The following is a 24,866-nucleotide window of genomic DNA, read 5'->3' on the forward strand; positions in this document are numbered from 1 at the left end:
TCCGGAGATGAAACGTATGGCCAATCTGGCCGACGAGTACGGCACAGACGTAGAGATCTACATCAAGGCCCTGACGACCACCATCCACGCCGACACCCCCACCGGCGCCCCCGCCGGCCTCCACGACCTGCTGGAACAGCTCGGCCTCGAACGCCACGAATACCCCACAGGCGAGCCGCTCTACGTCTGGCACACCGTGCCCGACCACCTCGGTGCCGACGAGCAGAAACGCCTGGCGAACCGCGCCATCCCCGCCCTGCTCCTGGCCGGATACACGGTCAACTGCGACCCCGAGGTCTTCGACGAGGCCCTCTACCAGCAGGCCGTGCACCGCCTCCAGGCGCGCGCGGCCCGCCCCGCCCCGCAGCAACCGGCGCCCGCCAGTCCCCCCTCGCACTCCGCACCGGCCCGCCGCACCCCGTAAGCATGGGCGGCCCCGGCACCACGCCGGGGCCGCCCACCTCCCCGCCGCCCGATTCCACGGAGAAACCCGTAGCAGAACGCACACCCGCACCGATCAGCCATCGGCTCAAACCCCGGCTCGCAACCGCCCTGTTCCGCCGCTATCTACGCGCCTGCATCACGGCCGGCCCCGACCGAGCCTCCCCACTGGTGGGCGCCCGCCCGGACGCCGTCCCCACCGAGGCGCAACGCGTCGGGCAGCGCCACCACCACTGACCGTCCACGCACCCGGAGGAGCATGTCCCACCCCGCCCCCTACCCGGTGAGACTGGCCGACGAGATCACCCGCCAGCTCGGCCAGCTCTCCGACCACCTCTCTCAGCTTCCCCCGCCCCAGGCAGCGCAGGTCATCGCACGCGTCCTCGACCCGGACAACGGAGTCCTCGGCGGCGTCACTCACCTCGTCATCACCGGCAGCCACTTCGCCAAGAGCGAGGCGGAACGAGGCGCCCTGCCAGCGGAGGTATGGCTCGCCTTGGGCCGTGCCGCCAACGAACTGCACGACATCAGCCTGGACCTGGACGAGCACCAGGACCTCCTCCAGCACCTCGGCACCCGACCGGCCACCAGCGCGGCGAAGCCTCCGGCTCCTGCCCCGCTCGTCGTACGGCGGCGCCGGTGAAGAAGAAGCAGTGGCAGGGCTGGGGGCCGGACGAGCAAGCAGAGCAGCACTACCTCGTCCAGCCCCGTGCCCTGGCCGGGGGCGGCGACGTCCGGCACGTCTCGGAGTTCCTACGCGCCTCGGGCTGGCGGGACAAGTCCAGGAAGGGCGGCCCGCTGCTCATGGAGAGCCCGGACCGCACCGTCCGCGTCGCCTACGACCCCTACATCCTCCCCGGTGGATGGACCATCCACGGCCGGGCAAACGGGGCGAACGCCGAGTGGTCTGCGCACCTGGGCCGGCAGACTCCGGTGGAGATCGTCGCCGGTCTGACCGACGCCCTCACCCACCCCCACTCCGCACACGCCCCCAACGTCTGGGCACCTCTGCAGGAGCAGAACTGGCACACGCGGTTCGAGGGCCAGGACTATATGGCGACCAGCCCCGACGGCGCCGCGTGGATGCATTACCACCAGGGCGCCGATGGCTCGGCGATGTGGTGGACCGGAGCTCAGGACAAGCAGGGCAACGGCTGGACGGCCAACTTCACGCCGAACACGCCGATGCACCTGATCCAAGCCTTCTCAGCCGAACTTGCCGGCCCGGACCCCGTGATGCGCCCACGCGGACGTGTCCCGCACAGCACACAGATCCGGACCTGGTCGGTCTCCGTCAAACCCTCCCAACTCAGCGCATGGCAACAGGCCCGGATCACAGCTGCCCGCGCCGCCACCTGGGCCCGCAGCAGCGCTCGAAGCGCCCGGCCACGCACCACCGCCCGCCCCTACACCCCATCCGGCGGTGCCCGGACCCGCCGCTGACCACCCTCCCCCTCTCAAGGAGTCCGATGCCTGCCCCCACCCCGGAATCCCTGCGCACCGTGACCGAAACGCTGTCGGACGTCACCGAGTACCTGCGCGAGAATCCCGACCCCGCCGAAGCCCTCGCCCTCGTCGAGCCGCTCCTCGACGAGTACACGGGCCTGCCCGTCCAGCTCGCCGACACCCTGCGTGCCCTCGCCCGCACCATCCAGGAACACCAGGCCATCCCACGCACCGCGCACGTCAACGTCCTGATCGCCGAGCTGCGCTCCGCCGCCTGGGAACAGACCGACCAACACACCCTCCACTACGTCCTGGACGAGCTGCGGGCGCTGCACGACGACGCCGAGAGCGAGCAGGGGTGCAGCCGGTGCCGGTGAGCGAACGGCAGCTCTCGGAGTTCGCCGACAAACACGCCTGGCAGATCCCCTTCGACACCAGCCCTCGCCACCTCGCCGGCCCTGGTGACGCCCGGCACGTCACACACGGTCTCGCCGCCGCCGGTTGGACTCGCACCTCCGATCCGTTGAGCCCGCGCATGGTCATGACCAGCCCCGACCACCGCTACAGCCTGCGCTTCACCCCGGAGTCCGGGTACATGTCCGCGTGGTGGCACCTGACAAGCGAACCCTTCGGTGCCGAGCCCTACTGGTACGCCGCCGTCGGCGAACTCGTCCCCGCTGAGGTCATCGCTGCCGTAACCGACGCCCTGGTCATCTCGCCACCGGCCGCACAGCCGGACCCATGGCAAACACTCGACGCAGCGGGCTGGGCTCGCGACGACAGCGGCGCAGCCCGCTCCACCGACGGCATGTGCACCATCGAACACCGCCCGGTCAGCGAACTCCACGACACGCCGGAATGGCACATCGAAACCCACGAGACCAACTTTCACGAGCTTGGCGGCCGACGCATCTGGCACGCGCACTTCCACCAGAACGTCCCCGCCCACTTGGTCAACGCCTTCGTCACCGCGCTGACCGACACCGCTCCACTCCAACGCGGCATGCACGAACCGACCGCCCATTACAGGGCCGTTCAGGAGCCAAGCCCACTCTCCCCTCAGCAGGTAGTCGACGCCCACACCGACCGACTCAAGGCCATCACGGCACGCGTCCGCGCAGCCCGCCGACGTCAGACGAAGCCCGCACCGGCCCCGATGCACACCCGAACTGCCCAGCCGGCCGTCCGCCGCTGAACCGACAGGAATTTCCCATCTCCCCCTCTCACCGCCGCACGTCACTGCGGCGCCTCAACCGCTACCTGCGCCACAGTGAACGGATCCTGGCGTCCTGGGACGCCTTCACCGCGTTCAACACGGACCTGGACGGCTGGCCCTTCGACCAGGACGCCTACGGCCGCCGGGCCGCCGTCCGGGACGCAGACACCGCCGCAGCGTTCGCCAGTATCCGCCCCGGTGCCCGCCAATTGCTGGTCACCGCCCGGCTCCAGCTCCAGCACCTGCCCGCACACCTCACGCGGGACAGCTGGCCCGGGCAGCTGACCATCCTGGAAGAGGCACTGAGCCACCTCGACGCCCTGGACGCCCGGTGGCAAGAGACCCGGGCCCAGCTCCCCGAGGGCGCCGGTCCGGGCAGCGACGCGTACGTCGATGCGCTGGACGAGCACCACGCAGAGTGCTGGAGCTATCTGGACGACTGGGCCTGCCACGGCCGCGTCATCCTCGACATCCAGGCCGCCGCACGCCGAGCACCGTCCCGGCCGAAGCGCCCGCAGCTTCCCGCCCTGACGTCCCGGCGCAGCGGACACGGCGCGAGGGGGCGGTGACCATGCCCGAGGTCCCCGCCAACGTCGACATCGACTACGTCGCACCGCGCCACCTGGCCGGCGGCGGTGACCCCGCCTGGATCACCGTCCCCCTCCACCGTGCCTGCGGCTGGAGCTACGGTCACGACCCCCTGATGCCCCGCGTCCTGCTTTCCAGCCCCGACCAGAAGGCCCTCCTGCGGCTGGAGCCCGACCCCGACGGACGGTGGTGGACTCTGCAGCACGCCCCCGCGCCGGACCGGCCCGCCTGGTTCGCCAGCTTCGATGCCCGCACCCCCGTAGAAATGATCGCGACGTTCACCGATGCGCTGACCGATCCCATGGCCGATCCAGCAGACAACTGGGATCCGCAGGAGCCGCTTCTCAAAGCAGGCTGGACTCCGGCCTACAACCACCACCGACTCGCCTCACCCGACGGCACCGTCCGCGTCGAGGCCGACGTGACAACCAGGGCCTGGTGGGTCGACACCGCCCTCCGCGACTTCCGGACTCTGCTGTGGCAAGCCCACTTCAGCGAGCACACCCCACCCCACCTGATCACCGCGTTCACCACCGCGCTCACCGACCCCCGACCGGTGCCGCGCACCGCCAGCCCCTCCAGCCTCCCAACTCGCAACCCGGACCTCATCACCCGCTCGCACCGGGAAGTACCCGCCCAGCAGGTCGCCGGCGCCCTGGAAGAACGCATCCGCTCCCTCGCCGCACGCCGATCCGGCCCGCCGACGACCAGTACGCATCCTCCGCAACGGCCGCAGGCCGAGCGCCACCGCCAGCGCTGATCCCTCCGTCCCCGCCCGGAAGCACCTAGCCCCTTGCCCCCCTCCTCCTCCAGCAGCAACACCGACGGATACGACCTCGTCCTGCGCCTCCTGCTCGGCGTGCTCGCCGTCGTCGTCCCCCTGTCCCACCTGGCCTGGCTGTGCGGCAACCTCACCGCCTACCTCACCGGCACCAGCTGGGCCCCCTACCAGCCGACCAACGCCTTGCTCCACCCCGAGCAGGTCTGGCCCGCTCTGGGAGAAACGTCCCTGCTCATCGGGGCACGCATCGTTCCCGTTCTGCTCCTACTGGCTCTCGTGGGGACGGCGGTCGCCCTGTGGCTCCGGCACAAGAACCGCGGCGGCAGCCGGAAGAAGATCACCGGCATGGCCAAGGCCCGGGACATCGAGCCCCTGATGGCCAAGGCGATCACCGACAAAGCCCGCTCGCTGCGCCCCAGCCTCAAGGACGCCAAGCACATCGAAGCCCGCGACACCGGCATCCTCCTGGGTAACCTGCAAAACACCCGGCACGAGGTGCGCATGGGCTATGAGGATGTGGCCGTCGCCATCATGGCGCCCCGCTCGGGCAAGACCACCTCGCTCGCCATCCCCTCCATGCTCGCCGCGCCCGGCCCCGTCCTGCTGACCTCGAACAAGGCCGCCGGCGACGCCTTCACCGCCACATACGAGGCCCGCTCCCGCGTCGGGCAGGTGTGGACCATGGACCCCCAGCAGATCGCGCACGCCGCACGCGAAATGTGGTGGAACCCCCTCGCCAGCGCGAAAACCCTGGACGGGGCGAACCGGCTCGCCGGACACTTCCTCGCCGCCTCGGTGGACGCCTCCCAGCAGGGCGACTTCTGGTCCAAGGCCGGCAGCAACATCCTGTCCCAACTGCTGCTGGCCGCAGCGCTCGACGAGCGGCCCATCACCGACATCATGCAGTGGCTCGCCTTCCCCGCCGACCGCACCCCGCTCGACATCCTCCGCGACCACGACTTCGCCGCCGTCGCAGCCCAGCTCAAGGGCACCGTCGAGGGCCCCCCGGAAACGCGCGACGGGATCTACGAGACCGCCCGCCAGTACGCCGCCGCCCTGCTGAACAACGAAATCGCCGCCTGGGTCACCCCGCAGAAGGACGTTCCCGAGTTCCGCCCCTCGGAGTTTGTCACCTCCACCGACACCTTGTTCCTGCTGAGCAAGGACGGCGGCGGCGGGGCCTCGGCACTGATCGCCGCGTGCGCGGACTCCGTCATGCGTGCGGCCACCGCCCAGGCCGAACGCGCCGGCGGACGCCTGGACCCGCCCATGCTGGCGATCCTCGACGAGGCCGCCAACGTGTGCAAGATCAGCGACCTGCCGGACCTGTACTCCCACCTCGGCTCCCGCGGAATCATCCCGATCACCATCCTCCAGTCCTACCGCCAGGGCCAGAAGGTCTGGGGAGACACGGGCATGGACGCCATGTGGTCCGCCTCGACCGTCAAGGTCATCGGCTCCGGCATCGACGACCCCGACTTCGCCGACAAGCTCTCCCGCCTGATCGGCGACCACGACGTCGAGACCACATCGACCTCGCACTCGGAGTCCGGCAAGAGCACGTCGGTGTCGATGCGGCAGGAACGGATCCTGCCCGCCGACGCGATCCGCGCCCTGCCCAAGGGCACCGCCCTCTGCTTCGCCACCGGCATGCGCGCCGCCATGCTCGACCTGCGGCCCTGGTACCGAGAGCCAGGAGCCGCGGAACTGTCCGCGGCGTCCGCCCGTGCATCGAAGGCCATCACGGCTCGCGCCGTCGCGAAACACGCGCCGACACAGTCCGACTTCGGGACGGCCGCGTGAGCGACATACCGCTGCACCTGGTGCCGGTCCGCTCCCGTGAGGCGAAGGACTTCGTGCGCACCTGGCACCGTCACCACCCGCCGCCCGCAGGACAGATCTTCGCGGTCGGCGCCGCCGACGAGACCGGCACGCTGCGCGCCGTGGCCATCGTCGGCCGGCCGGTGGCCCGTCACCTGGACGACGGCGCCACCCTCGAAGTCACCCGGACCGCCACCGACGGCGCCCGCAACGCCAACTCACTGCTCTACGGCGCCGCGTGGCGGGCGGCGAAAGCCCTCGGCTACCGACGGCTGATCACCTACACACAGGACGGCGAGAGCGGCGCATCACTGCGCGGCGCCGGGTGGCACGTCATCGCCAGCCGCCCGCCCCGCGCCGGATGGCACACCCCGTCCCGCCCACGAGCCGGCCACGGCAACGACCACGTCCCCCGCCTGCTGTGGGAAGCCCTCTGACCGAGCCCGCTCCTACGCCGCAACGGACCCACCATCCTCACCTTGCCCCGTACCGCCCCGCGTCCTCCCGGAGTTGTCCTGCACACCGTCGACCTGACCGAACACACCCCGCCTTCTCGGCGAGGTGGCCCCCGCCCTGAAGGAGCTGTCCGCGGAGGCGGCACGCATCCGGGAGGGCGAGATCGCCAAGCCCGTCCGAGAGATCGCACCCCTGAGCCTGCGAGTGCACGAGCTGGCGACGAAGTGCACGCGCCAGGTCCACGACCTGTCGGTCAGCCAATACCCCGCAATGAAGGACGGGGCCGACAACCTGGCGCTCCTCGCCGGCGCCTGCTCCCAGATCTCACTGGCCGCCACCCTGTGCAACCTCGCCATCCATCACCGCACCGAGATCTTGCTGTACGAGGACGCCGACCCCACCCCCGCCACCAGCCGTGATCAACTCCGCCGTGCCGGTGTCGAGATGCAGCAAGCGGCCACCACCTATCGCGCCGTAACGCGACGGCTCTCCCGACGCCTCGCCTCATTCTCGGCGCGCGCTGAAGACCGGCAACTCATCGCCGAGGCCCACGGACCCAGCCCGCAGAAGGCGCCCTCCACACCGCCCGTGCTCGCTGCCCGGCGCCGCGGATGACGACACCGCCCGAGGGCTTCCTGTTCGACGTGGCCGCCCCGCCGACGCCGGTTGAGCGCCTGCTGCTGCTCGCAGACCAGTACGTGCAGCACAACGACATGCTCGACCGTCTCCTGCGGGCCCATCCGCCATCCGAGCCCAACGCCCACGCCGCCTCCGCCCAGCGACTCGCTTCTGCGACCCGCACCGCCCTCAAAGCGGTCACCGACGAACGCCTCTTCCGCAGTCCCGACCTGTCGGACGCAGTGGTCCGCCTTGAGCAGCTCGCCTTCCTGAGTAGCGCCTCCGCGGACCAGCAGCTCCCGATGGCACGCACTCTGACCGCCTTGGCACCCGAAGCCGCGATGGGCTGCGCCAACACCCTCGCCTACGAAATCCGACGCCGCCAGGGGACGGCAGCAGGCGACGGTCCGGAGCACACCCTGACCGCCGCTCACCACACCGCCCTGTGGGAGATCGCCTGCGGAAACGTGGTGGTCACCAGCTCCCTGGGACGGCAAAACGTCCACTACCGCGACGAGCGCGTGCTCATGGGCACACTGCGGGCGTTGGAGGCAAAGGGGCTCGCGGAGCGCGTTCCGCAGTCCGCGCCTGCCGCCTATGTGGGCGGCCCGCTCCAAGACCGAGTCCGCCTCACTCCCGCCGGCACCGCCGCGCTGGCCACAGCCATCAGCAGCCCGCCCACTCGCAGGGCGCCCGGCACGACGCCCGCGCCCGCACCCACCGCTGCCAAGACGGCCGCCCGCAGCCGTTAACCGACCCATCGGAGCCCACAGCAGCCCATGACCTCGCACAACCGCACCCAACACCCGGATCCACCCCGCGCCCGGGTGGACGGATACGAGGCCCCGCCCGCACGCCTCCCAGACGTCTCCTGCACACCGGCACCGACGCGCTGCACCCGATCAGTCCTGGCCCACTGCCGCCTGCGGTACAAGGCCCGGCGGTGAGGCCCTTCGCGCCCCAGGACCGGGTCCTGGTCTCCCCGCGCTATCTGGCGGGAGCGGGCATCGACCGGCTCGCCGATGCGATCGGCCCGCTGGTCCACCTCTTCGGCTGGCCGAGCGAGCACGATCGCGCAAGCGGACGCATCAGCGTCCACAGCCCCGACGGCAGCCTGTTCATCAACTTCAACTCCCGGCATACCCACGGCCACTGGTGGTCCCTCGCGCACCACGAGCCGTACTGGGAAGCCCGCTTCACCCGGCAGACCCCGATCGAGGCCATCGCCGCCGTCACCCAGGCTCTGCCCCAGCTGCTCGGCGACGACCGGCACATCGACCGGATCCCGCTCACCACCACCCCCCTCGCGCAGATCGCCGAACTGAACCACTGGCACCGCGAGGACGACACGTTCACCTCGCCCGACGGCCACTGCCACCTGCAGCACACTCCGGCGGAAGACACCCCGTGGCGCTTCCGGCACCACGTGTACGACGGCTTCGACACCCACTGGGACGCCTCCTTCACCCAGGACACCCCCGAGCGGCTCGTCGCCCAGTTCTTCACCCACCTCGCGACGACCACCCCGGTCGAGCGCACCTTCCGTGACGTCCCCTACCTCGTGCAAAACCTGGACGACGCGCTCATCACCCCCGTGCACCGAGCCGCCGTGAACCCACACGTCCACCACGCCGGCGCCCAGCTCGGCCGCGTCGTACGCCGCCGCTGACACCGGCCTCACCGAAACCCGTCATCCCCAGATGAACGAGCCGACTGGGCCGGCCGAGCACCTCCTGCTCCTCGCCGGCTACCTCACCCGGCACAACGACGCCCTGACTCGGCTGCACGTACCCGTCCGTTGCCGCGAGCGCACTGCCATTCCTCCCGGCCTGCACTTCCGAATCCCTTGGACCACCGTGTCACTCCTGGACATCCCCGACGTATTCATCGGGTCCACCGACGACGGCCACACCTTCGTCATCCTCAACCGCCCCATCCGCGACGCCGACCGGCTGCTCACCGACGCCGGCTTCCTCCCTCGTGAACACCACGGCCGCAGGCTCTACCTGCTGCCTCCAGGCATCGCGCAGGACGTACACGAGCGCGCCGGCGTGGCGATGTACGGGCTCTTGGCCCACACCCACGACCTCGTCGACCTTTCCTGGACCACCCGCTGGAGTCCCGACCAGCCGGCAGGCGGCCCAGACCTGCACTTCCAGGTCAGGGACGGCACGGTTGCCGTGACTGCCTCGACCACCGCCGCCCGGTTGCTGCTGGAGCAACACGGCTTCGTCCCCACAGCAGACGGCGCGTCCTACCGCACTCGGGACGGGCTGGACGAGCGCCAACTGCTCAGCGCCGTCACCGCTGCCGAGGCACACGCGTACACCCACGGTCTCAGCGCGCGTGTCCACCTGGGCATCCCCACACCAGCCGACATCCCCGCGAGCGCCCGCCGCCGCTCAGCTCCCGCGACCGGTCCGCGAACCACACCGTCGGCCCCTCGCCGCACCCGCTGACCACCCCGCCGCATCCGGCACCACCATCCGAGGAGCTTCCACGTCCGACACCCCCACCGTGCATGATCTCGCCCGTGCCCTCGCCGACCAGCTCCACCCCGGTGCCGCTCCCCGGGACGTGACCGTCAGCTTCGGCGCCCGCCGGCAAGCCCCCATCGAGTACCGCAGCCGCGGTCGGGGCGGACCCGTGACGGTCTACGCCCAGGCACTGCACGCCGCCCTCTACGGCCTTCCCACGCCCGACGAGTCGCTGCCCACCGCGCTGGACGCGCTTCTGCAAGCCACGCACACCGCGACCACCCCGGAACGGAAGACCGCCGTCCTGCGGCAGGTCGCCGAGCAGCTGCGCAACGCCGCCGAGATCATCCAGCGCTACCAGTACCGAGCCCAGTGGGACCACTTCCCCACCGATGTCGCCGAGCAGCTCGCTACTGCTCACGACCAGGCCCGGCAGATCGTCCAGGCCCTCGACCGCGTGGCCCCCGCCTTCAACCACCAGCCCACCACGCCCCGTGCCCAGGCCGCCCACGGCAGTGCCACCACCCCCGTGGCCTCCCCGCCCACGCTGGCACCACGTCACCGCTGACCTGCCGCGACAGCCCGCCCTCCGAGAAAGGCATCTCCTGGCCGCCACCGACTCCCTCCAGGCCCTCCTTGCACAACCCCGGTGCGCGCTCGGCGTGTTCGCTCCCGCCGGACTGCATCCGGCCCGCGCCGAGCGCCGTCAGCTCGACCAGATCGCTCGGGCCGGCGCCGATCTGTTCGAGATCGGCCACGCCCACCATGACGCCGGCCTCGATGGGCCCGTCATCCAAGCCGCCTACCGCCGCGCCCTGAGCCGCGGAAACGTCCTCGCCCGCGCCCTGCGCGCGGTCGAGCACGCCGCTGGCCTTCGGCCGACCGTCGTCATGACCTACTGGGACCCCGTCAGCCGGCACGGCCCCGAACGCCTGGCCCGACTGCTCGCTGACGCGGGCGCCGCCGGGGCGATGGTCGTCGACCTGCCCGACGACCAGGCAGAGCGCTGGCAGGCCGCAGCGAAGGACGCAAACCTCTCCACCCCACGCCTCGTCCCCCGCCACCTCGCCGACACCGGTCTCGCCACCGTGGCCGCCGGTGCGTCGGGATGGCTCTACGCACCCGCCAGCACCGCCCCCACCGGCTACCGCGGCCCGCTCGACGTGCCCGCGCTCGCCGACTTCACGACACGCCTTCGCGCCGCGAGCCCCCTGCCCGTCGTATCGGGCGTGGGGATCTCCACCCCGGCCCTCGCGGAACGCGTCGCGCCACTGGTGGACGCCGTCGTCATCGGCACCCCCGTCGTCCGCGCCCTGATGGCCTCCCCCGAGCGGGCCCCGGCGCTCACCACCGCGTTCGCCCACGCCCTGTACCCGTACGCCACCACGGAGACCCGTGCCTGACACCACCAACCCGGTCCCGGTCCCGGTCCTGTCCCGCATCGCCTCCGACGCGTCCTGTCTGCACCAGGCCCTGCGTGCCCTGCCCGCCGAACGGGACGCATCCGCACTGGCCGCGCGCATCACTGACGCCCAGGACCTCGCCGGCATCGCTTTGCGGCTGTTTCTCACCCGCAGCCGCCAGACGTCGCGTCCCTCCCCTACGGACCTGCTGCTTCTTCACCGTGTCGCGCAGATCGCCAAGGCCGCCCAGGACGCCGCTGCCGAACTGACGGCTGCTCTTGCCCGCGCCGTGGAGAACCAGCGCCGCCAGGCCGCCGCCACATCACGGCGGGTCGTCCTGATCGGGCCGACACCGCAGCAGTTCATCGAGTCGGCCGCCGACCTCCTCGACCGCATCCCCGCCCTCTGCGACGCCCGCGAGTGGCCGGAAGCCCCCTGCCAGTGACGCGACAGCCGCGATGCGAGCGCCCCCCTTCTCCCTACACCCAGGACAGACCATTTCAGATCAGCCCAGATTCCGCGCACTCTCCCTCGGCGCGGGAGTTCAATCCAGCACGCTCCTCGCACTGTCAGCCGAGGGCATTCTCCCCAAGGTCGACTACGCGATTTTCGCCGACACCGGATGGGAACCCGCAGCGGTCTATGCACACCTTGACCGCCTGGAAGAAGAGATAGCCGCCCCCGCCGGTATACCCGTACTGCGCGTGTCGGCCGGAAATATCCGAGACGACGCCCTGAACCCGGGTCACCGGTTCGCCTCCATGCCGCTCCACATCCTCAATCAGGACGGGCGACCTGGGATGACCCGGCGGCAGTGCACCGGCGAATATAAGGTTAAGCCAATCAAGCAGAAGGCCCGCGAACTGCTCGGCTACCCCTATCCGGCACGCATCCCGAAGGGCGTTTTCGTCGAGCAGTGGGTAGGAATCTCCACGGATGAATTCCACCGCGCGAAGGACGCGGACGTCAAGTACATGCGCAACCGGCATCCCCTTCTGGACATGTCCTGGAGCAGGGCCGACTGCGCGCGCTACCTGACTTCCCTCGGTCTCGCCGATACCCCGAAGTCGAGTTGCAGCTTCTTCTTCCATGGAAATGCGCAGTGGCGGCATATCAGGGACACATCTCCGTCCGAGTGGGCGGACGTCGTCGAATTCGACGCGGCCATCCGGCAGGGCAATGCCCGGGCCAACGCCACCGGCAACAGACTGCTCGGCGAGGCGTTCCTGCACCGCTCCCGCGTCCCGCTCAGCGAAGCCCCCATCGATCACGTCACGGCTGCCGAGCGGGCCGCCCTGCGGATCAGCGCGGACGAGGCCGACGTCCTGGAGAACGGTGTCGAGGACGGCTGCTCACCCTGGGCATGCCGGGGCGACGCCGACGCGCTGACGCAGGACGACTTCGGGCTGGCCACGTGATACTCGACCTCTTCGCGGGGCCGGGCGGCTGGAGCAGGGCACTGCACGTCCTGGGCGTGCGCGACGTCGGCCTGGAATGGGACCCGTGGGCATGTAAGACCCGTGCTGCGGCAGGACAGTTGACCATCCGATGCGACGTGGCGAGGTATCCGGCCTGGCCGTTCCTCGGCCGCACCCGCGGTGTGATCGCTTCGCCGCCGTGTCAGGCGTGGAGCATGGCCGGCAAGCGCCTCGGCCTTCTCGACCAGCCGCTGGTGCACGCGGCGGTCGAAGACCTGGCCGCCGGGCGCGACACCCGCGAACGCCTCCTCACCGCCTGCCGCGACGAGCGCTCCCTGCTCGCCGCCGAGCCGATGCGCTACCTGCACGCGCTGAATACGGTCGGCGAGCCCGACTGGGTCGCCATGGAGGAAGTACCGGACGTGCTGCCCTTGTGGAAGCAGTACGCGGCCGTCCTGCGCGGGTGGGGGTTCTCCGTCTGGTGCGGGATCCTCAACGCCGCCGACTTCGGTGTCCCGCAGACCAGGAAGCGGGCAATCCTCCTGGCCTCCCGCGTCCGCACGGCGCAGCCGCCCACGCCCACGCACGCCCCGCTCGCCGAGCCGGAATCGCTGTTCGGTCCGGGCCGTGCCCGCTGGGTCAGCATGGCCGAAGCCCTGGGATGGGGCGCGACCGACCGGCCCGTCCCCACCGTCTGTGCAGGAGGTGGGCCTGGCGGCGGCCCCGAGCCGTTCCCGTCGGGCTCTCGCAAGACGCTGTCCGACGCGCGGGAGCGCGGCACCTGGATGCCGCGGCCGGACGGGGTGGTTCTGCAGTCCCGCCGGGAAGGCGCGGGGTGGGCGGCCCGGCACGGCACGCGCGAGAATCGTGCGTCCGACGCTCCGGCGCCCACGTTCACCGCCGAGGCGCACCGCTGGTCCTGGTCCCTGCGCAGCAACAACCAGGCCAACGCCACCGTCCGGTCCATCCAGGAGCCGGCTGGCACGCTGTTCTTCGGGCACCGTGCGAACGAGTGCACCTGGGTCGCCGAACCCGCCACACAGCCAGCCGAAGAAGCCGATGCGCCGGCCGTTCCTGAGCCGATCCGGATCACCGCCCGCGAGGCGGGCCTCCTGCAGACCTTTCCCGCCGACTATCCCTGGGCCGGGAACAAGGGCCAGCAGTTCTCCCAGATCGGCAACGCCGTTCCCCCGCTGCTCGCCGGCCACCTCCTCGCCCCGCACCTCGGCCTCACCCTCGACCCCGACGACTTCACCCTCGCCGCCTGATGCCCCACACCTCCGAACCCGACGAAGACGACCTTGACGCCGTCCCACCGCCCCAGCCGGTGTTCCACGTCGAGCAGGCACTCCTGGGGGCTCTCCTGCTCGACCCGCACCGCCTGGACGACGTGAACGGCATCGCCGCCGACTCGTTCTCCACCGCCGCGCACGCCGCCCTGTATGCCGCGATCAACACCGTGCCGCGGCCCGATCCCGCCGAGCACGCGAAGAACACCACGTGGCTCGACCGCGTACTCGCCACCGCCCTGGAGGAGGCGCGCGGACTGACCGCCTCCTACCTGCACGCCCTCGTTCATGTCTGCCCCTGGCCCAGCCACGCCCCCGCGTACGCCCGGATGGTCGAGGCCGAGCACGCCCGCCGTCGCCTGCTGACGGCCGCCGAACACCTCGTCCACACCGTCCACGACGCCTCCCTCCCGCACCCCGTCCAGACAGCGCTCGCCGAGGCGGATGCACTTGCCGCGGTCGTGGACGACATCGCGAACCGCTTCCCCCCGCGCTCCGGCGTCCTTCCCCGCACCCCGGCACCTCCTCCCATCGCCGCCGACGACACCGAGGCGGTCGAGGAGGAGCAGCTCCTGCTCGCGACCGCCACCGCCCGCCCGGACGACATCGACGCCGTCCGGTGGCTGCTCCCCGACGACCTCACCCTGCCCCTGCACGCCGGCCTGTGGCAGTGCCTGACCACCCTCGCCCGCCGCGACGAGCCCATCGACCCCGTCACCGTCCTATGGGAAGCCCAGCAGCGCGGCCTGCTCGACTACGGCCGTGAACCAGGCGAGGTCCTGCGCATGCTGGCCGAACCGGCCGGATCCGTCGAGCACTGGGCCGAACGCGCCCTGCGGCGCTCCCTGCTGGCCACGGCCGAACACACTGGACGGCGCGTCGAGGCGTACGCCGGCGACTCGGCGAACACCCCCTTCCAGCTCGTCGCCGGGGCCCGCCGCGCTCTCGCTGACATCGCCGCCGTCCGCACCCGCTGGCAGCACGCCGCCGGAGCCACTCCGCCGCAGCAGCGGCGAGCGGCGCCTGCCACCCGCGCCGGCCCGCCGACCACCACGGCCGCACACGCCGCCCGGCCCACACGAGCAACCCGATAACTCCCGATTACGCGGTGGCCGGGCCCGCGGGTCCGGTCACCGGCAGAACGGATGAGACCCTCACGTGACTGCCTCCATCGACGCCCATGTCCGCCTCGACACCCACCCCACTCACCCGAGCGCCGTGCAGGCCGTGCTGACCGGCACCCAGGCACGCGTCGCCTCCATGGCTCTGGAGGATGCTGGCTGGAGTGCCGCCGCCACAGGCGTCCTGGTCCTGGCCCGCATCGATCACGAGGAGCCCTACTGGGCCGCCGACGCAGCCAAACGCCTGACCGCCGAAGGCATCACCGTCGAGATCACCCCGCGCCTCCAGGAGGCCATGGACGAGGAATGGACCTGGCCGAACTACCCAATGCCCTGGTGCACCCGCAACGAGATCCGCGAGGTCTCCAACCAGGCGCAGAAGATCCACGACGACATCCGCAACGGCCACCTCCTGATCCACGCCCACGCCCACGACGGCCACACCACCGTCGCGGTCGGCACATACCTCCACCAGGGCGGCAAGTCCGTCTACCTCCACGGCGAGGACCATCTGCGTCAGATCGCCGACACCTTCGACTCACCCGCGGAAGCACTGGTGGCCTTCGAGAACGCCCACGCGGCCGAAATGCGCCCCGGCCCAGCGCCCCTGACCGACACCGAACGCGCCGCCACCGCAGCGCGTTCCGTCTTCGACGTCACCACAGCCAAGCTCGAACCGTCCCGCCCGGAGCCGGAGGCCGTCCCCATCTACCTGGCCGATGCCGGTGACCACGACGCGCTCCTCGGCACCTTCCTCGACACGCACGGCGAGTTCGAAAAGTGGCGCACCTGGTCCGATGAAACGACCCACGCCATCCACGAATCGCAGACCCTGCGCATCGAACGCGTCCACGAAACCCAGGCCCGCGAGACCGCCTGGACCGTGGCCGCCTACGAAACGCCTGTCTCCGACCGCATGTGGCACCTCACCGCGACCAGCGCCACCCCCGCCCCAGTACTGCAGAATCTGCTGAATCACCTCGCCGACGGCGACGGCTGGGACACGGTCATCGGCGTCCCAGTGGGCGAGAGGACGGTCACCACAGCCACGCAGCCGCTCACTGAGGCCGGGTGGAAGCACACCCTGACAGGGCACGGGATCCGGTGGACGTCCCCCGACGGGCAGGCAGGCGTTCGGTTTGACCCACTGACCGCGCAGGCCCCCCAAAACCCAGCCACCTGGACCATCTGGGCCGGCCCCGACCCGGACCGGCCCACATGGGCCATCACCGCGTCCCCGCACACCCCAAGTTCGCTACTGGCCGACCTCTCCGAATCTCTCGCCCACGAGACCGGCACGCGCCAGCCCCAGCCGGGCCGCGAGCACAGGATTCGCCTCGCAGCCAGTGCACCGGCGGCTCCGGCGGTCACGGCCGGCCGACCCGCCAGCCGTTCACGCTGATCATCGGCCCCGCACGAGCGGGGCAACATAGCGCGGGATCGCCGGTTGGCCAAACCGGCGATCCCGCGCACCATAGATATTCCACCGCCACGCCCTGCCCGCACGTCGAGAGGCTCCTCCCACGACCGCAGACACCACACGTAGCGCAGCCCGTCACGAGGCCGGGAGCGCCGGGCGATCACGCCGCCGCGTAGCTCGCCCGGAACAGGTCCTGCGCCCGCTCCACGTCCCTCAGCGTACGGAGCTGGACCTCCAGATCACCCGTGCCGTGGTGACCGAGACCGGACACGTCCCGAGTGAAGCCCGGAACAAGATCGACGTTCTTCGGATCTACCTTCAGATAGACCAGCAGCTTGCTTCGCTGCGGCGGGCACAGGCAGGCAAAGTTGCGCAGCCGCTGATACGCCCGGTAGGTCTTGCGCTCCACCCGGTTCACACCATCCCCGAGCCCAAGCAGAACCTCGTCGACCGCACCCGCCAACTCGCGCATCGCCGCGCCCTGGACATCAGCCGCCGCCCGGGCAACCGCCTGGCGCCGTGCCCGGCGGGCCACCTGCACGCCGCCGCTCACGGAGGCCACGGTCTCAAGACCGAGCAGGTCCCTGCCGAAGAGTCGGTAGCGAACCAGGTCGATCGACCTCCGGTGCTCGCGCACGGCATGCACGTCGTAGCGGGTGAAGTCGCCGGCGATGCAGATCAAGCGCGGTCCGCTCCACAGGACCTGGGACGCGGCCGTCACCCCGAGCCGGTCGCGGACCAGGTGCTCGAACTCCGCCCGGTGGTCCATCAGCCAGGCCAGGTAGAACAGGCCCTGGTTGATGACGCCGGCGTCCGTGCCGCGCTTGTACTCGATGATGACCGGCGATCCGTTCTCGTCCAGCCCGAGCGAGTCGATCCGGCCCCCGTGGGCGGGCCCAGTGCTGTACTCGCTCGCCAGGAACCGGACGCCCAGCAGCGTCTCCATGTGTGCCTCGACCAAAGCCTGCACATCGGCCTCGATCTCAGCAAGACGCGGCATGACCTCCGTCATGCCGCTGTTCGTCGTGTCCGTGCGGAACAGCTTCAGGCCCGACACCTTCCCCTCCTCGGCTCGGAGATCACCAACGCCGACGGGGTGCGGGATTGTTTCCGCGAGAGCCTTCGGGGGCGTGAAGATAGTGTGAGACCCTACGTACTGCTCGACCAGGGAGCTCGCGCCCCCCGGTCACCGGGAATCCGCGGTTCCCCCATGTGTCCCCCGCGACCTGGGGGACAGCTCCCGGAAGCTGCGTTTACGCAGGTCAGCCCCCGTAGCTCAGCGGATAGAGCACGTGCCTTCTAAGCGCTTGGCCGCAAGTTCGAGACCTGCCGGGGGCGCCACCGCCATACCCCAACCAGTGCATAAGCCTGTGAAAACGTGTGCTGAACAGCCCGGCGCTCGGATCCGCAGCCCCCGCTCACAGCCACATCGCCGGATCCGACGCGATCAGCCGCTACGTTCCCTGTCAAGTCGAAGTGTTCAGGATCTCTGGGTCGTGGAAGCATTGCCCTGAGCGTGTGCGGCAGCCGGGGCCGGGTGGACGTGCGATGGCCGCAGCTGTGTGATCGACGAGGAAGGTGAGCTGTCCGGCTCGGCGCCCCGGCGGTCTCGACCTTCCTAATCGGGCGGCACTCCGGTTGGTCACTGCCAGTTTTGGATAACGCGGCACCCATGTTGCCGGCTGGAGAGGTCTGCCGCCCTCCAGCCTCTCGCGCGCCACGGTCCGGCGGAGAGTCTCGCGCGGCCACCGGGCTCATGCTGCCCAACGGCATCAGCGGCGACCGGTACGATCCCGGGGACAGTTCTTGTGAGAGCTATCACGCGGGACGCTCGGGCGGGGGGGAAGTCGACATGAGGGGCGAAGCTGCAGCGGGTTCAGCGTTCCCGCGTGCACTGCTTATGGGCGTAAGCCGCTTCACTTCGTCCATCGCGCCGGACTCAGAACCAGAACCGGGCCAGGGGTGGAGCGAGTTGCCCTTCGTGCCGGAGCTGTTATCTAGGCTGGAGCAGGCATATGGGAAGCTCTCGTACCAGGTGACTACTGTTCGGGAGCCCGATCGCAAGGCGGTGCGGCGGAACTGGGAGATGGCGAGCGAGGACCAGTTCCGTATCGTGCACGTCGTCTCGCATGGTACATCGGCCCTGCCGGGCCGGGGCCGGAAGGCCGAGGGCACAGAGCGGTTGTCCATGGTGCCTTCGTGTGGGGACCCTGGATTGGGGACTGACGTGAGCTTGTGGGTCCAGGAGGCGAACAGCCTGCAGGAACCCATGCTGTTCCTGGTCGACCTGTGCAGGGCTGGACGCGCCGCCCGGATCGGGCAATTGATGCAGATCTCGGATGACCAGTTGCACGCCTGGGTGATCGCAGCCACCAGTCCGGACAAGGCGGCCTACGACGGCGTGTTCAGCACGGCCGTGGCCGAAGTGCTGGAGGAGATCGCTGTCAACGGGCTCGACACCTCCCCATCTCTGCGCTACGTGCGGTGGGACCGGGTGACGTCGGCAATCCAGCGGAGAGTCAGCGCGGTGAGCCGTCGCCAGAAGGTCCACTCCACCAAAGTCGACACCTCACAGCCGCTCGAATTGCCCTTCTTCCCCAACCCCAACTGGATCAGCGACCCACGGCAGGAGCGGCTTCAGACGGTTGACGCCCCCGTTCGGGCATTCGTGGCCGACCTGGGTGCTGAGCATTTCATGGACCGCGTCGGCGACCACTTCACTGGCCGCCGTCGGCAGCTCACCGCGCTGGCCCCCTGGCTGGACGACATAACCGCCGGCGGGCTTAGTGTTGTCACCGGTGCCCCCGGCTGCGGCAAGTCGGCCCTTCTCGGGGCGCTGGTCTGCGCCGGGCACCAGGAGATCGTGCGAGCTGCCCCCGACATTCGCAAATACCTAGCCGCCCAACAGCCGGATGGCGTCCCCTCACCCAATCCTATGCTGGCGGCCATTCACGCCCGTAACCGCGGGCTGGATGCCGTGGTCGCCTCCCTCGCTACGCAATGGGGGCTCCCCTGCCGAGGCATCAGACGGGAGGAGATGTGGACCGCACCGGCTCTCATCGACGCCGTTTTGTCGCTCCCGGACGTCCCGCCGCTGGTCTTCGACGCCCTGGATGAGGCCGATGATCCCGTCGATTTGATGCGGCGGCTGCTTCTGCCGCTGGTCGAGGCCGTCCGCCCTGACGGGCTGCCCGCAGTGCGGCTGCTCGTCGGCACCCGGCGTGGTTCGCGCTTTCAGCCGCTCCTGGAACGCGCCGTCCGGCATGGAACACTCCTCGACCTGGACAACGTACCGAACGACGAAATCCGCGATGACCTGGCCCGGCATCTCGCCATGCGTCTCGCCGAACTCCCTGGTTACCGGGAACCGTCTCGACGCGCCGTGCGTACCACGCTGGCTGGCACGATCGCCGCAACGCTAACCCACGATCCTCGGACCACTCGGCACTGGGGTCCGTTCCTCGTGGCCCGGATCTACGGCCGCGCGCTCGAACGGCTGCCAGTCCCAGAAGACACGGCCTCCGCAGCGCGGCGTGGCGAGAGTGTCCCGCTCACCCTGCCCGACGTGCTGGAGCTTGACCTGAGCCTGCGTCCAGAGGGGGCACGGTTGCGGGCCGTGCTTTCCGCGGTGGCCTGGGCCAAGGGCGAGGGGTTTCCCACCGAAGCCGTCGTGGCGGTCGCGCCCGAATTCAACCCGGAGGTCGGGGACCACAACGTTCGCGAGTTGCTGGAGGCCGGCCGCTTCTACATGCGTACCGGCGTGGAGAGTGACGGCTCCACCTTGTACCGACTCTTCCATCAGGGCCTGGCCGACTACTTGACATCGCATCCCTACTCTCCCAGAGGGCCGGAGTGAAAATCGTTGGAATCCACGGCATCGGTAACCACCGACCGGGCGAGGTGCCGGAGACAGCGGCCCGGAACCTCTCAGCTGCCTGGAGCAGGCACCTGGGCGCCGAGGTCGAGGTGGTGTACTACGCCGATCTGCTGCGCGACCGGGGCGGCCAGAGCGACGATGCCTCGGACCTGGAGGACTTGACGGAGGCCGAGGAGGAGACCGTCCGTGAACTCCTCGGCGCTCAGCCCGCCGCCTCGTCCCCTGGGCGCGTCCCACAGGGACTGCTCACGGCGGTGCTGCGCGACGGCATCGCCGACCTGGCGGAGAGCTGGGCGTGCCCAGAGTGGCTCATGGAGTGGTTCATGGTCCGCTTCGCAAAGGAGGTCGCCGCCTATCAGCGGAGAGGCCCAGCTCGCGACGCGGTGCAGCAGCGGCTCCGCGAGGCGCTCGACCGCCACAGGCCGGACGTGCTGATCGCTCATTCCTTGGGCTCGGTCGTGGCGTACGAGACCCTGTACCACGACGGCACGCCCCCCGTTCCGCTGTGGGTGACAGTGGGCTCGCCGCTCGCGCTGCCAAAGGCCATTTTTGACCGGCTGCACCCGTCGCCCGAGGCTGGCCGAGGCGCAAGGCCGCCCCAGGTGGTCCGCTGGGCGAATCTGGCGGATCCCGGCGACCCCGTGGCTATCCCCGCCAAAGGAGTATCCCAGCGTTTCGCCGGCGTGGACAGCGATGAACACCACGTCGTTCACCAAGGGTTCAAGTTCCACCATGCGGAGTCTTACCTGAAGTCAGCCGGTCTCGCGCACGTTCTGACGACTGCGGCGTGAGCCCGGTGGAAGAAGACCAGCAGGATCCCCAACAGACAGACGTGGATGAGGGAAATCAGACGGACGGCGAACGTCCAGAACGCGAGACCATCGCTGGCCTGATTTTGGACCGACTTACGGCGCCGATCCGGGAGGGCGGTCGGCCACGCTGGGACCTCGCGTCGCCCTACCTCCTGCGCCACGCCACTGAACACGCCGCCGAGTCCGGCCGTCTGCCGAGTCTCTTCCTCGACTGCGAGTTCCTCGTCCACGCCCGCCCCGGTCCGGTGCTGCGCTTCGGCGCGTACCTGGAGGGCAAGGCGATGGAACCGGTGCGGGCCCTCTCGCTCTACCGGGCTTCCCTAGTGGAGCACATCACGGCTGAGCCGCACGCACGGCGCGACGTCCTCGCCGTGGATGCCGCCCGCCATCAGTGGCCCGACCTCTGCCAGTCCTTCTACCATCCTCGTCACGCACCTCCCACACTGTGGCAGTGCCGTTGGTCCACTGCGAGCAACGTTAGCTTCGCGCTCCGTGGCACCCTCGTCCACGACTCACCGGTCGAGTCGCTTGCGACTGGGACAGCCCGGGGCCAGTACTTTGCTGTGACGGCTGCACGCGGCGACAAGGCAGCGGGCGTCTGGGACTTGGCTTCTGGCACGCGTTTGCGTGTTCTGCCAGGACATGTGGCGCCGTTGACGGCCGTGGCCACCTCGAACTCCTCCAGTGCCCTCGTGCTCACAGCGGCGAAAGACGGAACGCTGCGCTGCTGCAAACCGTGGAGTGGGGAAACCCTCTGGGAGACGACCGCACACGACGGCGCGGTGCACGGACTCCAGTTGCACGAACTCCATGACGTCCAGGTCGTCATCACCCACGGCAGCGACGGCACGGTGGGCATCCGAGACCTAGAAACTGGGGAGATCTGGAGGGTTTTCACCGGCGTGCCTCCCGGCGGCCGCTTGGTCGCCGCCGTAGGTGGCATGAACGACATGGTCGCCTACGTCGGCCAAAGGCAGCTGCTGTCACTCGACCCCGCCACGGGAATGGAACTGTTCAGGAAGCCGCTTGACTTTGGGGAGATCACCGGTATCGCACCGGCCTTAATCGACCTGATCCCGGTCGTGGTGATCACTACCGCCGACGGCGTGGGGCAGGTGTGGGACCTGCTGGACGGAAAACTGACCAGTGTGTTCGAAGGACCACCAGGTGCTGTGAACACCCTCACCACCCTTGACACGAGTCGAGGCAGTGTGGCTGTCACTGGTGGCAAGGACGGGACGATCCGGCTCTGGGACCTGGAACGCGGAGGACGACCCCTGCGCCAACTCACCGGCCACCTCGGCGCAATCACCGACCTGGCCGTGTACGACGCCCCGGCCAGACATAAGGTGGACAAGCCGCACAGCTCGTTTCCGGGCATCCAGTCGGTCTTCCACACTCCGCGTGTCAAACCGCGTATCACCCCGGACAGTGAAGGTCTCCGCCGGTCACGATTGCTCGACTCACTGGATGGATACGCTCTGCTGTCTGCATCAGCCGACCGCACCCTACGCGAGTGGAGTATGGCGGACGGAAGCCTCCGCCAGACGTTCAGCGCTCACACTGACCTCCCCCGAACCATCACCGTCCCGCACATCTCTGGCAACCCGGTGGCGGTCAGCGCGGGCCAGGACAATACGGCGCGTGTCTGGGCGCTGAACGACCGGCGTGTCAGGACCGCAGGCCGAGTTACCTACCCCATCCCCGTCAGCTCTGTGGCCCTCAGCCGCGTGGATGGTCGGCTATTGATCGCTACCGGCTGTGGCGACGAGCGGCTGCGCGTGGTGACCGCGTCGGACGGCATGTCCGAGGGGAACCATCTCAACGGCACTGGCAGGATCACGGCCGTGGGGATCGGCCCAACACTCGAGGGGCCAGTCGCCGTCATTGCTACTGACGACGGGAAGCTGACCGCCCGGCGACCCGCGACCGGGGAACGGCTCTGGCAGTGCACCCCGTGCTCCACGCCGGACGCACCTGTGACGGCACTGGCCGTGGGCGGCTCGCGGCGGCGCCCCCTCGTTCTCAGTATCGACTCGTCGGGCGGCGGAAGACTGCGAGTTCACTCGCTCACTGGGGGACGCCCAACTCACCACCCTCTGCAGGGCCTGCCCTGCGTGGCAGTGACCACGGGACGGATCGGCCGGAAGACGGTCGCTGCCATCGCCCATCATGATGGCTTGATCGAGCTATGGAACCTCAACCCTGGCGCACCCCGGAGGTCCCTGTCTGGCGGGGGCGGCGACGCGGTGAGTGTCGCCATCGGTACGACACCCATAGGGCCGATGGTGGCGGCCACGTACGAGGATGGCCGGGTACGCGTATGGGACGCCGACACCGGTCGGCGGCGCTGCCTTCTCACATCGGGCCCAGCACAGATGACCGCGATCGGCACATCGCATGGCCGCCCCGTGGTAGTCACCGCGGATCCGTCCCGTACAACCCTCCACTTCTGGGATGTGGAAACAGGCGATATACACACCGTTGTGACCCTGCCCGAGGCGATCGGCGCGCTCTCCCTGACGGAGGGGGTCCTCGCCGTCGGATACGGGCGGGAACTTGCCGTCTTCAGCGCCTCCTACGACCCGGGACCTTGGGATGACGTCAAAGTGCCTCTGGCGGCGTCGAGCCCCCTACACGAAGGAGACATTGGGGGCACGGAGGACAATTTGGAGGACATCGGTGGACAGATGACCCCTCTGGAACTTTCGGTCCTGCTCCACGTCTGCCAGGGGGGCGAGCCCGTCGGCGTTTCAGAAGTGCACGCGGCCTTCAGGTGGCACTTCCGCCGGTGTGTGAAGAGGCAACTGCGTTCCCTCCTCCAAAAGGAGTACGTGTGCCGGGCGGAGAACCCCAGCCTCTTCCTCCCCACCGCCGAGGGCCGCAAGGCTGTTGCCTGGGCTGAACACAACGGTGAACTGGCCAAAAGACGCAGGAAAATCGGCAGCCATTGCGCAAGTTGCGGCATCTAGCCGGACGACCGGCCTGGTAGCCCCGCCTGGTGGGTGATGCGACGTGCGAACCCGCTGGTAGCCGACATTGCCGTTCGCGTAACCCTTGCTCCCCCGACGCTTGAACACATCCAATAATCAGGGAAGCTACGACCTCGGGGTGCTCATCGCCCAGCGTGACGGCCTCAACGCCTCCCGGCTGCGCGTCGGTCGGCGGGCGGACACGCGCTCGCCAGGAGCGCTCGACGTGCGTATCCACAGCCACACCACAAGCGTCGGCTGAGCACCAGGGCCCACGGTGCCTGCGAATTTCTCGGCGAGCGGTGAGGCGAGAAGTCGGAACTTACTTGCCTGGGCCGTCGTTCCTCGGGGAGCCATACGCACACGCTCGCAGCTCTACTCCAAGACGTTCCCTTCCAGCGCCCATGGCCATCGGCGCCGAAGAGCAGACCGGACCGGGCTGCGCTTGACCACGCAGCCCGCCATCCTCCGCCCCCTGGGTTCCCGCCTCCCGATCAGTGGTCACGCAGAATTCCTTTACCCGTCCTCGTACACCCGACCATTACGCTTGGGCGGTGGCACCGTGCTCTCGACTCGGACAGCTTCGTGCCCCGCCAGGAGTCTGGAGCACCGATTTCCAACCATCATCCCGGATCAGGAACCCGAAATTCCGGAGCCCGGAAGCCCTAATCGTCGTACTCTAACCGGGTGAACCTCAGCGCCCTGTTGAA

Annotated in this window: 25 protein-coding genes and 1 tRNA gene; 25 read left to right on the forward strand and 1 reads right to left on the reverse strand. The window is 69.6% G+C overall.

All coding sequences use genetic code 11. The annotated features are described in order from the left end of the window. Positions 1 to 16 precede the first annotated feature (16 nt). The 20 genes from AC02VZ_RS13320 to AC02VZ_RS13415 all read left to right on the forward strand — a co-directional run bounded on the left by AC02VZ_RS13320 (position 17) and on the right by AC02VZ_RS13415 (position 16,477). Entirely contained in the window at positions 17 to 424 is a 408-nt protein-coding gene (locus AC02VZ_RS13320) for a hypothetical protein (RefSeq protein ID WP_381311550.1), read from the forward strand. A gap of 276 nt (positions 425 to 700) precedes the next feature. Continuing rightward, positions 701 to 1,084 (forward strand): hypothetical protein, encoded by a 384-nt coding sequence (locus tag AC02VZ_RS13325; protein ID WP_052836952.1) that lies wholly within the window; start codon positions 701 to 703, stop codon positions 1,082 to 1,084. After that, complete coding sequence (locus AC02VZ_RS13330) at positions 1,081 to 1,884, forward strand: SPDY domain-containing protein (RefSeq protein WP_381311548.1); 804 nt, start codon at positions 1,081 to 1,083, stop codon at positions 1,882 to 1,884. The genes AC02VZ_RS13325 and AC02VZ_RS13330 overlap by 4 nt, the downstream gene beginning before the upstream one ends. A gap of 26 nt (positions 1,885 to 1,910) precedes the next feature. Beyond that, positions 1,911 to 2,264 (forward strand): hypothetical protein, encoded by a 354-nt coding sequence (locus AC02VZ_RS13335; protein ID WP_233644951.1) that lies wholly within the window; start codon positions 1,911 to 1,913, stop codon positions 2,262 to 2,264. After that, the gene (locus AC02VZ_RS13340) at positions 2,261 to 3,082 is read left to right on the forward strand and encodes an SPDY domain-containing protein (protein ID WP_432054679.1); all 822 of its coding nucleotides are present in this window, start codon (positions 2,261 to 2,263) and stop codon (positions 3,080 to 3,082) included. Before AC02VZ_RS13335 ends, AC02VZ_RS13340 begins: the two co-directional genes overlap by 4 nt. A gap of 230 nt (positions 3,083 to 3,312) precedes the next feature. Further along, positions 3,313 to 3,672: a hypothetical protein gene (locus tag AC02VZ_RS13345; protein ID WP_381311543.1), complete on the forward strand. Its 360-nt coding sequence runs from the start codon at positions 3,313 to 3,315 to the stop codon at positions 3,670 to 3,672. Between the two features lie 2 nt (positions 3,673 to 3,674). Continuing rightward, a complete protein-coding gene (locus tag AC02VZ_RS13350) occupies positions 3,675 to 4,451 on the forward strand; it encodes an SPDY domain-containing protein (RefSeq protein WP_381311541.1) in 777 nt (258 codons plus the stop codon). A gap of 33 nt (positions 4,452 to 4,484) precedes the next feature. Continuing rightward, positions 4,485 to 6,275 carry a type IV secretory system conjugative DNA transfer family protein gene (locus AC02VZ_RS13355; RefSeq protein ID WP_432054677.1) on the forward strand — a complete coding sequence of 597 codons (1,791 nt, stop codon included), beginning with the start codon at positions 4,485 to 4,487 and terminating at the stop codon, positions 6,273 to 6,275. After that, the gene (locus AC02VZ_RS13360; protein WP_381311537.1) at positions 6,272 to 6,730 is read left to right on the forward strand and encodes an XF1762 family protein; all 459 of its coding nucleotides are present in this window, start codon (positions 6,272 to 6,274) and stop codon (positions 6,728 to 6,730) included. Before AC02VZ_RS13355 ends, AC02VZ_RS13360 begins: the two co-directional genes overlap by 4 nt. Before the next feature lie 124 nt (positions 6,731 to 6,854). After that, on the forward strand, positions 6,855 to 7,364 hold the full coding sequence (locus tag AC02VZ_RS13365; protein WP_432054676.1) for a hypothetical protein: 510 nt from the start codon (positions 6,855 to 6,857) through the stop codon (positions 7,362 to 7,364). Next, positions 7,361 to 8,119, forward strand: coding sequence for a hypothetical protein (locus AC02VZ_RS13370; protein ID WP_381311535.1), 759 nt, complete (start codon positions 7,361 to 7,363; stop codon positions 8,117 to 8,119). Before AC02VZ_RS13365 ends, AC02VZ_RS13370 begins: the two co-directional genes overlap by 4 nt. Before the next feature lie 191 nt (positions 8,120 to 8,310). After that, positions 8,311 to 9,036 (forward strand): SPDY domain-containing protein, encoded by a 726-nt coding sequence (locus AC02VZ_RS13375; RefSeq protein ID WP_432054675.1) that lies wholly within the window; start codon positions 8,311 to 8,313, stop codon positions 9,034 to 9,036. Between the two features lie 31 nt (positions 9,037 to 9,067). Next, on the forward strand, positions 9,068 to 9,826 hold the full coding sequence (locus AC02VZ_RS13380; protein WP_432054674.1) for a hypothetical protein: 759 nt from the start codon (positions 9,068 to 9,070) through the stop codon (positions 9,824 to 9,826). A gap of 58 nt (positions 9,827 to 9,884) precedes the next feature. Then, positions 9,885 to 10,412 carry a hypothetical protein gene (locus AC02VZ_RS13385; RefSeq protein ID WP_432054673.1) on the forward strand — a complete coding sequence of 176 codons (528 nt, stop codon included), beginning with the start codon at positions 9,885 to 9,887 and terminating at the stop codon, positions 10,410 to 10,412. Positions 10,413 to 10,506: 94 nt separating this feature from the next. Continuing rightward, positions 10,507 to 11,247: a tryptophan synthase subunit alpha gene (locus AC02VZ_RS13390; protein WP_432054672.1), complete on the forward strand. Its 741-nt coding sequence runs from the start codon at positions 10,507 to 10,509 to the stop codon at positions 11,245 to 11,247. Continuing rightward, the gene (locus AC02VZ_RS13395) at positions 11,240 to 11,692 is read left to right on the forward strand and encodes a hypothetical protein (protein ID WP_381311525.1); all 453 of its coding nucleotides are present in this window, start codon (positions 11,240 to 11,242) and stop codon (positions 11,690 to 11,692) included. Before AC02VZ_RS13390 ends, AC02VZ_RS13395 begins: the two co-directional genes overlap by 8 nt. A gap of 13 nt (positions 11,693 to 11,705) precedes the next feature. After that, positions 11,706 to 12,665 carry an adenine nucleotide alpha hydrolase family protein gene (locus tag AC02VZ_RS13400; protein WP_432054671.1) on the forward strand — a complete coding sequence of 320 codons (960 nt, stop codon included), beginning with the start codon at positions 11,706 to 11,708 and terminating at the stop codon, positions 12,663 to 12,665. Further along, on the forward strand, positions 12,611 to 13,933 hold the full coding sequence (locus tag AC02VZ_RS13405) for a DNA cytosine methyltransferase (RefSeq protein ID WP_476475420.1): 1,323 nt from the start codon (positions 12,611 to 12,613) through the stop codon (positions 13,931 to 13,933). Before AC02VZ_RS13400 ends, AC02VZ_RS13405 begins: the two co-directional genes overlap by 55 nt. After that, a complete protein-coding gene (locus tag AC02VZ_RS13410) occupies positions 13,933 to 15,048 on the forward strand; it encodes a DnaB-like helicase N-terminal domain-containing protein (protein ID WP_381311519.1) in 1,116 nt (371 codons plus the stop codon). Before AC02VZ_RS13405 ends, AC02VZ_RS13410 begins: the two co-directional genes overlap by 1 nt. A gap of 64 nt (positions 15,049 to 15,112) precedes the next feature. Beyond that, a complete protein-coding gene (locus AC02VZ_RS13415; RefSeq protein ID WP_432054669.1) occupies positions 15,113 to 16,477 on the forward strand; it encodes an SPDY domain-containing protein in 1,365 nt (454 codons plus the stop codon). 178 nt (positions 16,478 to 16,655) lie between these two features. Here the strand turns inward: AC02VZ_RS13415 and AC02VZ_RS13420 are convergent, their stop codons facing one another. Then, positions 16,656 to 17,552 (reverse strand): DUF5655 domain-containing protein, encoded by an 897-nt coding sequence (locus AC02VZ_RS13420; protein ID WP_432054668.1) that lies wholly within the window; start codon positions 17,550 to 17,552, stop codon positions 16,656 to 16,658. A gap of 208 nt (positions 17,553 to 17,760) precedes the next feature. Between AC02VZ_RS13420 and AC02VZ_RS13425 the strand changes: the two genes are divergently transcribed. The 5 genes from AC02VZ_RS13425 to AC02VZ_RS13445 all read left to right on the forward strand — a co-directional run bounded on the left by AC02VZ_RS13425 (position 17,761) and on the right by AC02VZ_RS13445 (position 24,418). Further along, positions 17,761 to 17,836, forward strand: a tRNA-Arg gene (locus AC02VZ_RS13425). 928 nt (positions 17,837 to 18,764) lie between these two features. After that, positions 18,765 to 20,351, forward strand: a complete 1,587-nt coding sequence (locus AC02VZ_RS13430) for a hypothetical protein (RefSeq protein WP_381311514.1) — start codon at positions 18,765 to 18,767, stop codon at positions 20,349 to 20,351. Continuing rightward, a complete protein-coding gene (locus AC02VZ_RS13435; protein ID WP_381311512.1) occupies positions 20,348 to 21,163 on the forward strand; it encodes a serine peptidase in 816 nt (271 codons plus the stop codon). The genes AC02VZ_RS13430 and AC02VZ_RS13435 overlap by 4 nt, the downstream gene beginning before the upstream one ends. Continuing rightward, positions 21,160 to 24,156, forward strand: coding sequence for a WD40 repeat domain-containing protein (locus AC02VZ_RS13440; RefSeq protein ID WP_432054666.1), 2,997 nt, complete (start codon positions 21,160 to 21,162; stop codon positions 24,154 to 24,156). Before AC02VZ_RS13435 ends, AC02VZ_RS13440 begins: the two co-directional genes overlap by 4 nt. A gap of 100 nt (positions 24,157 to 24,256) precedes the next feature. Beyond that, positions 24,257 to 24,418 (forward strand): hypothetical protein, encoded by a 162-nt coding sequence (locus tag AC02VZ_RS13445; protein WP_168724127.1) that lies wholly within the window; start codon positions 24,257 to 24,259, stop codon positions 24,416 to 24,418. The last annotated feature ends 448 nt before the right edge of the window (positions 24,419 to 24,866 follow it).

Source organism: Streptomyces sp. 3-6 (genome assembly GCF_056323165.1).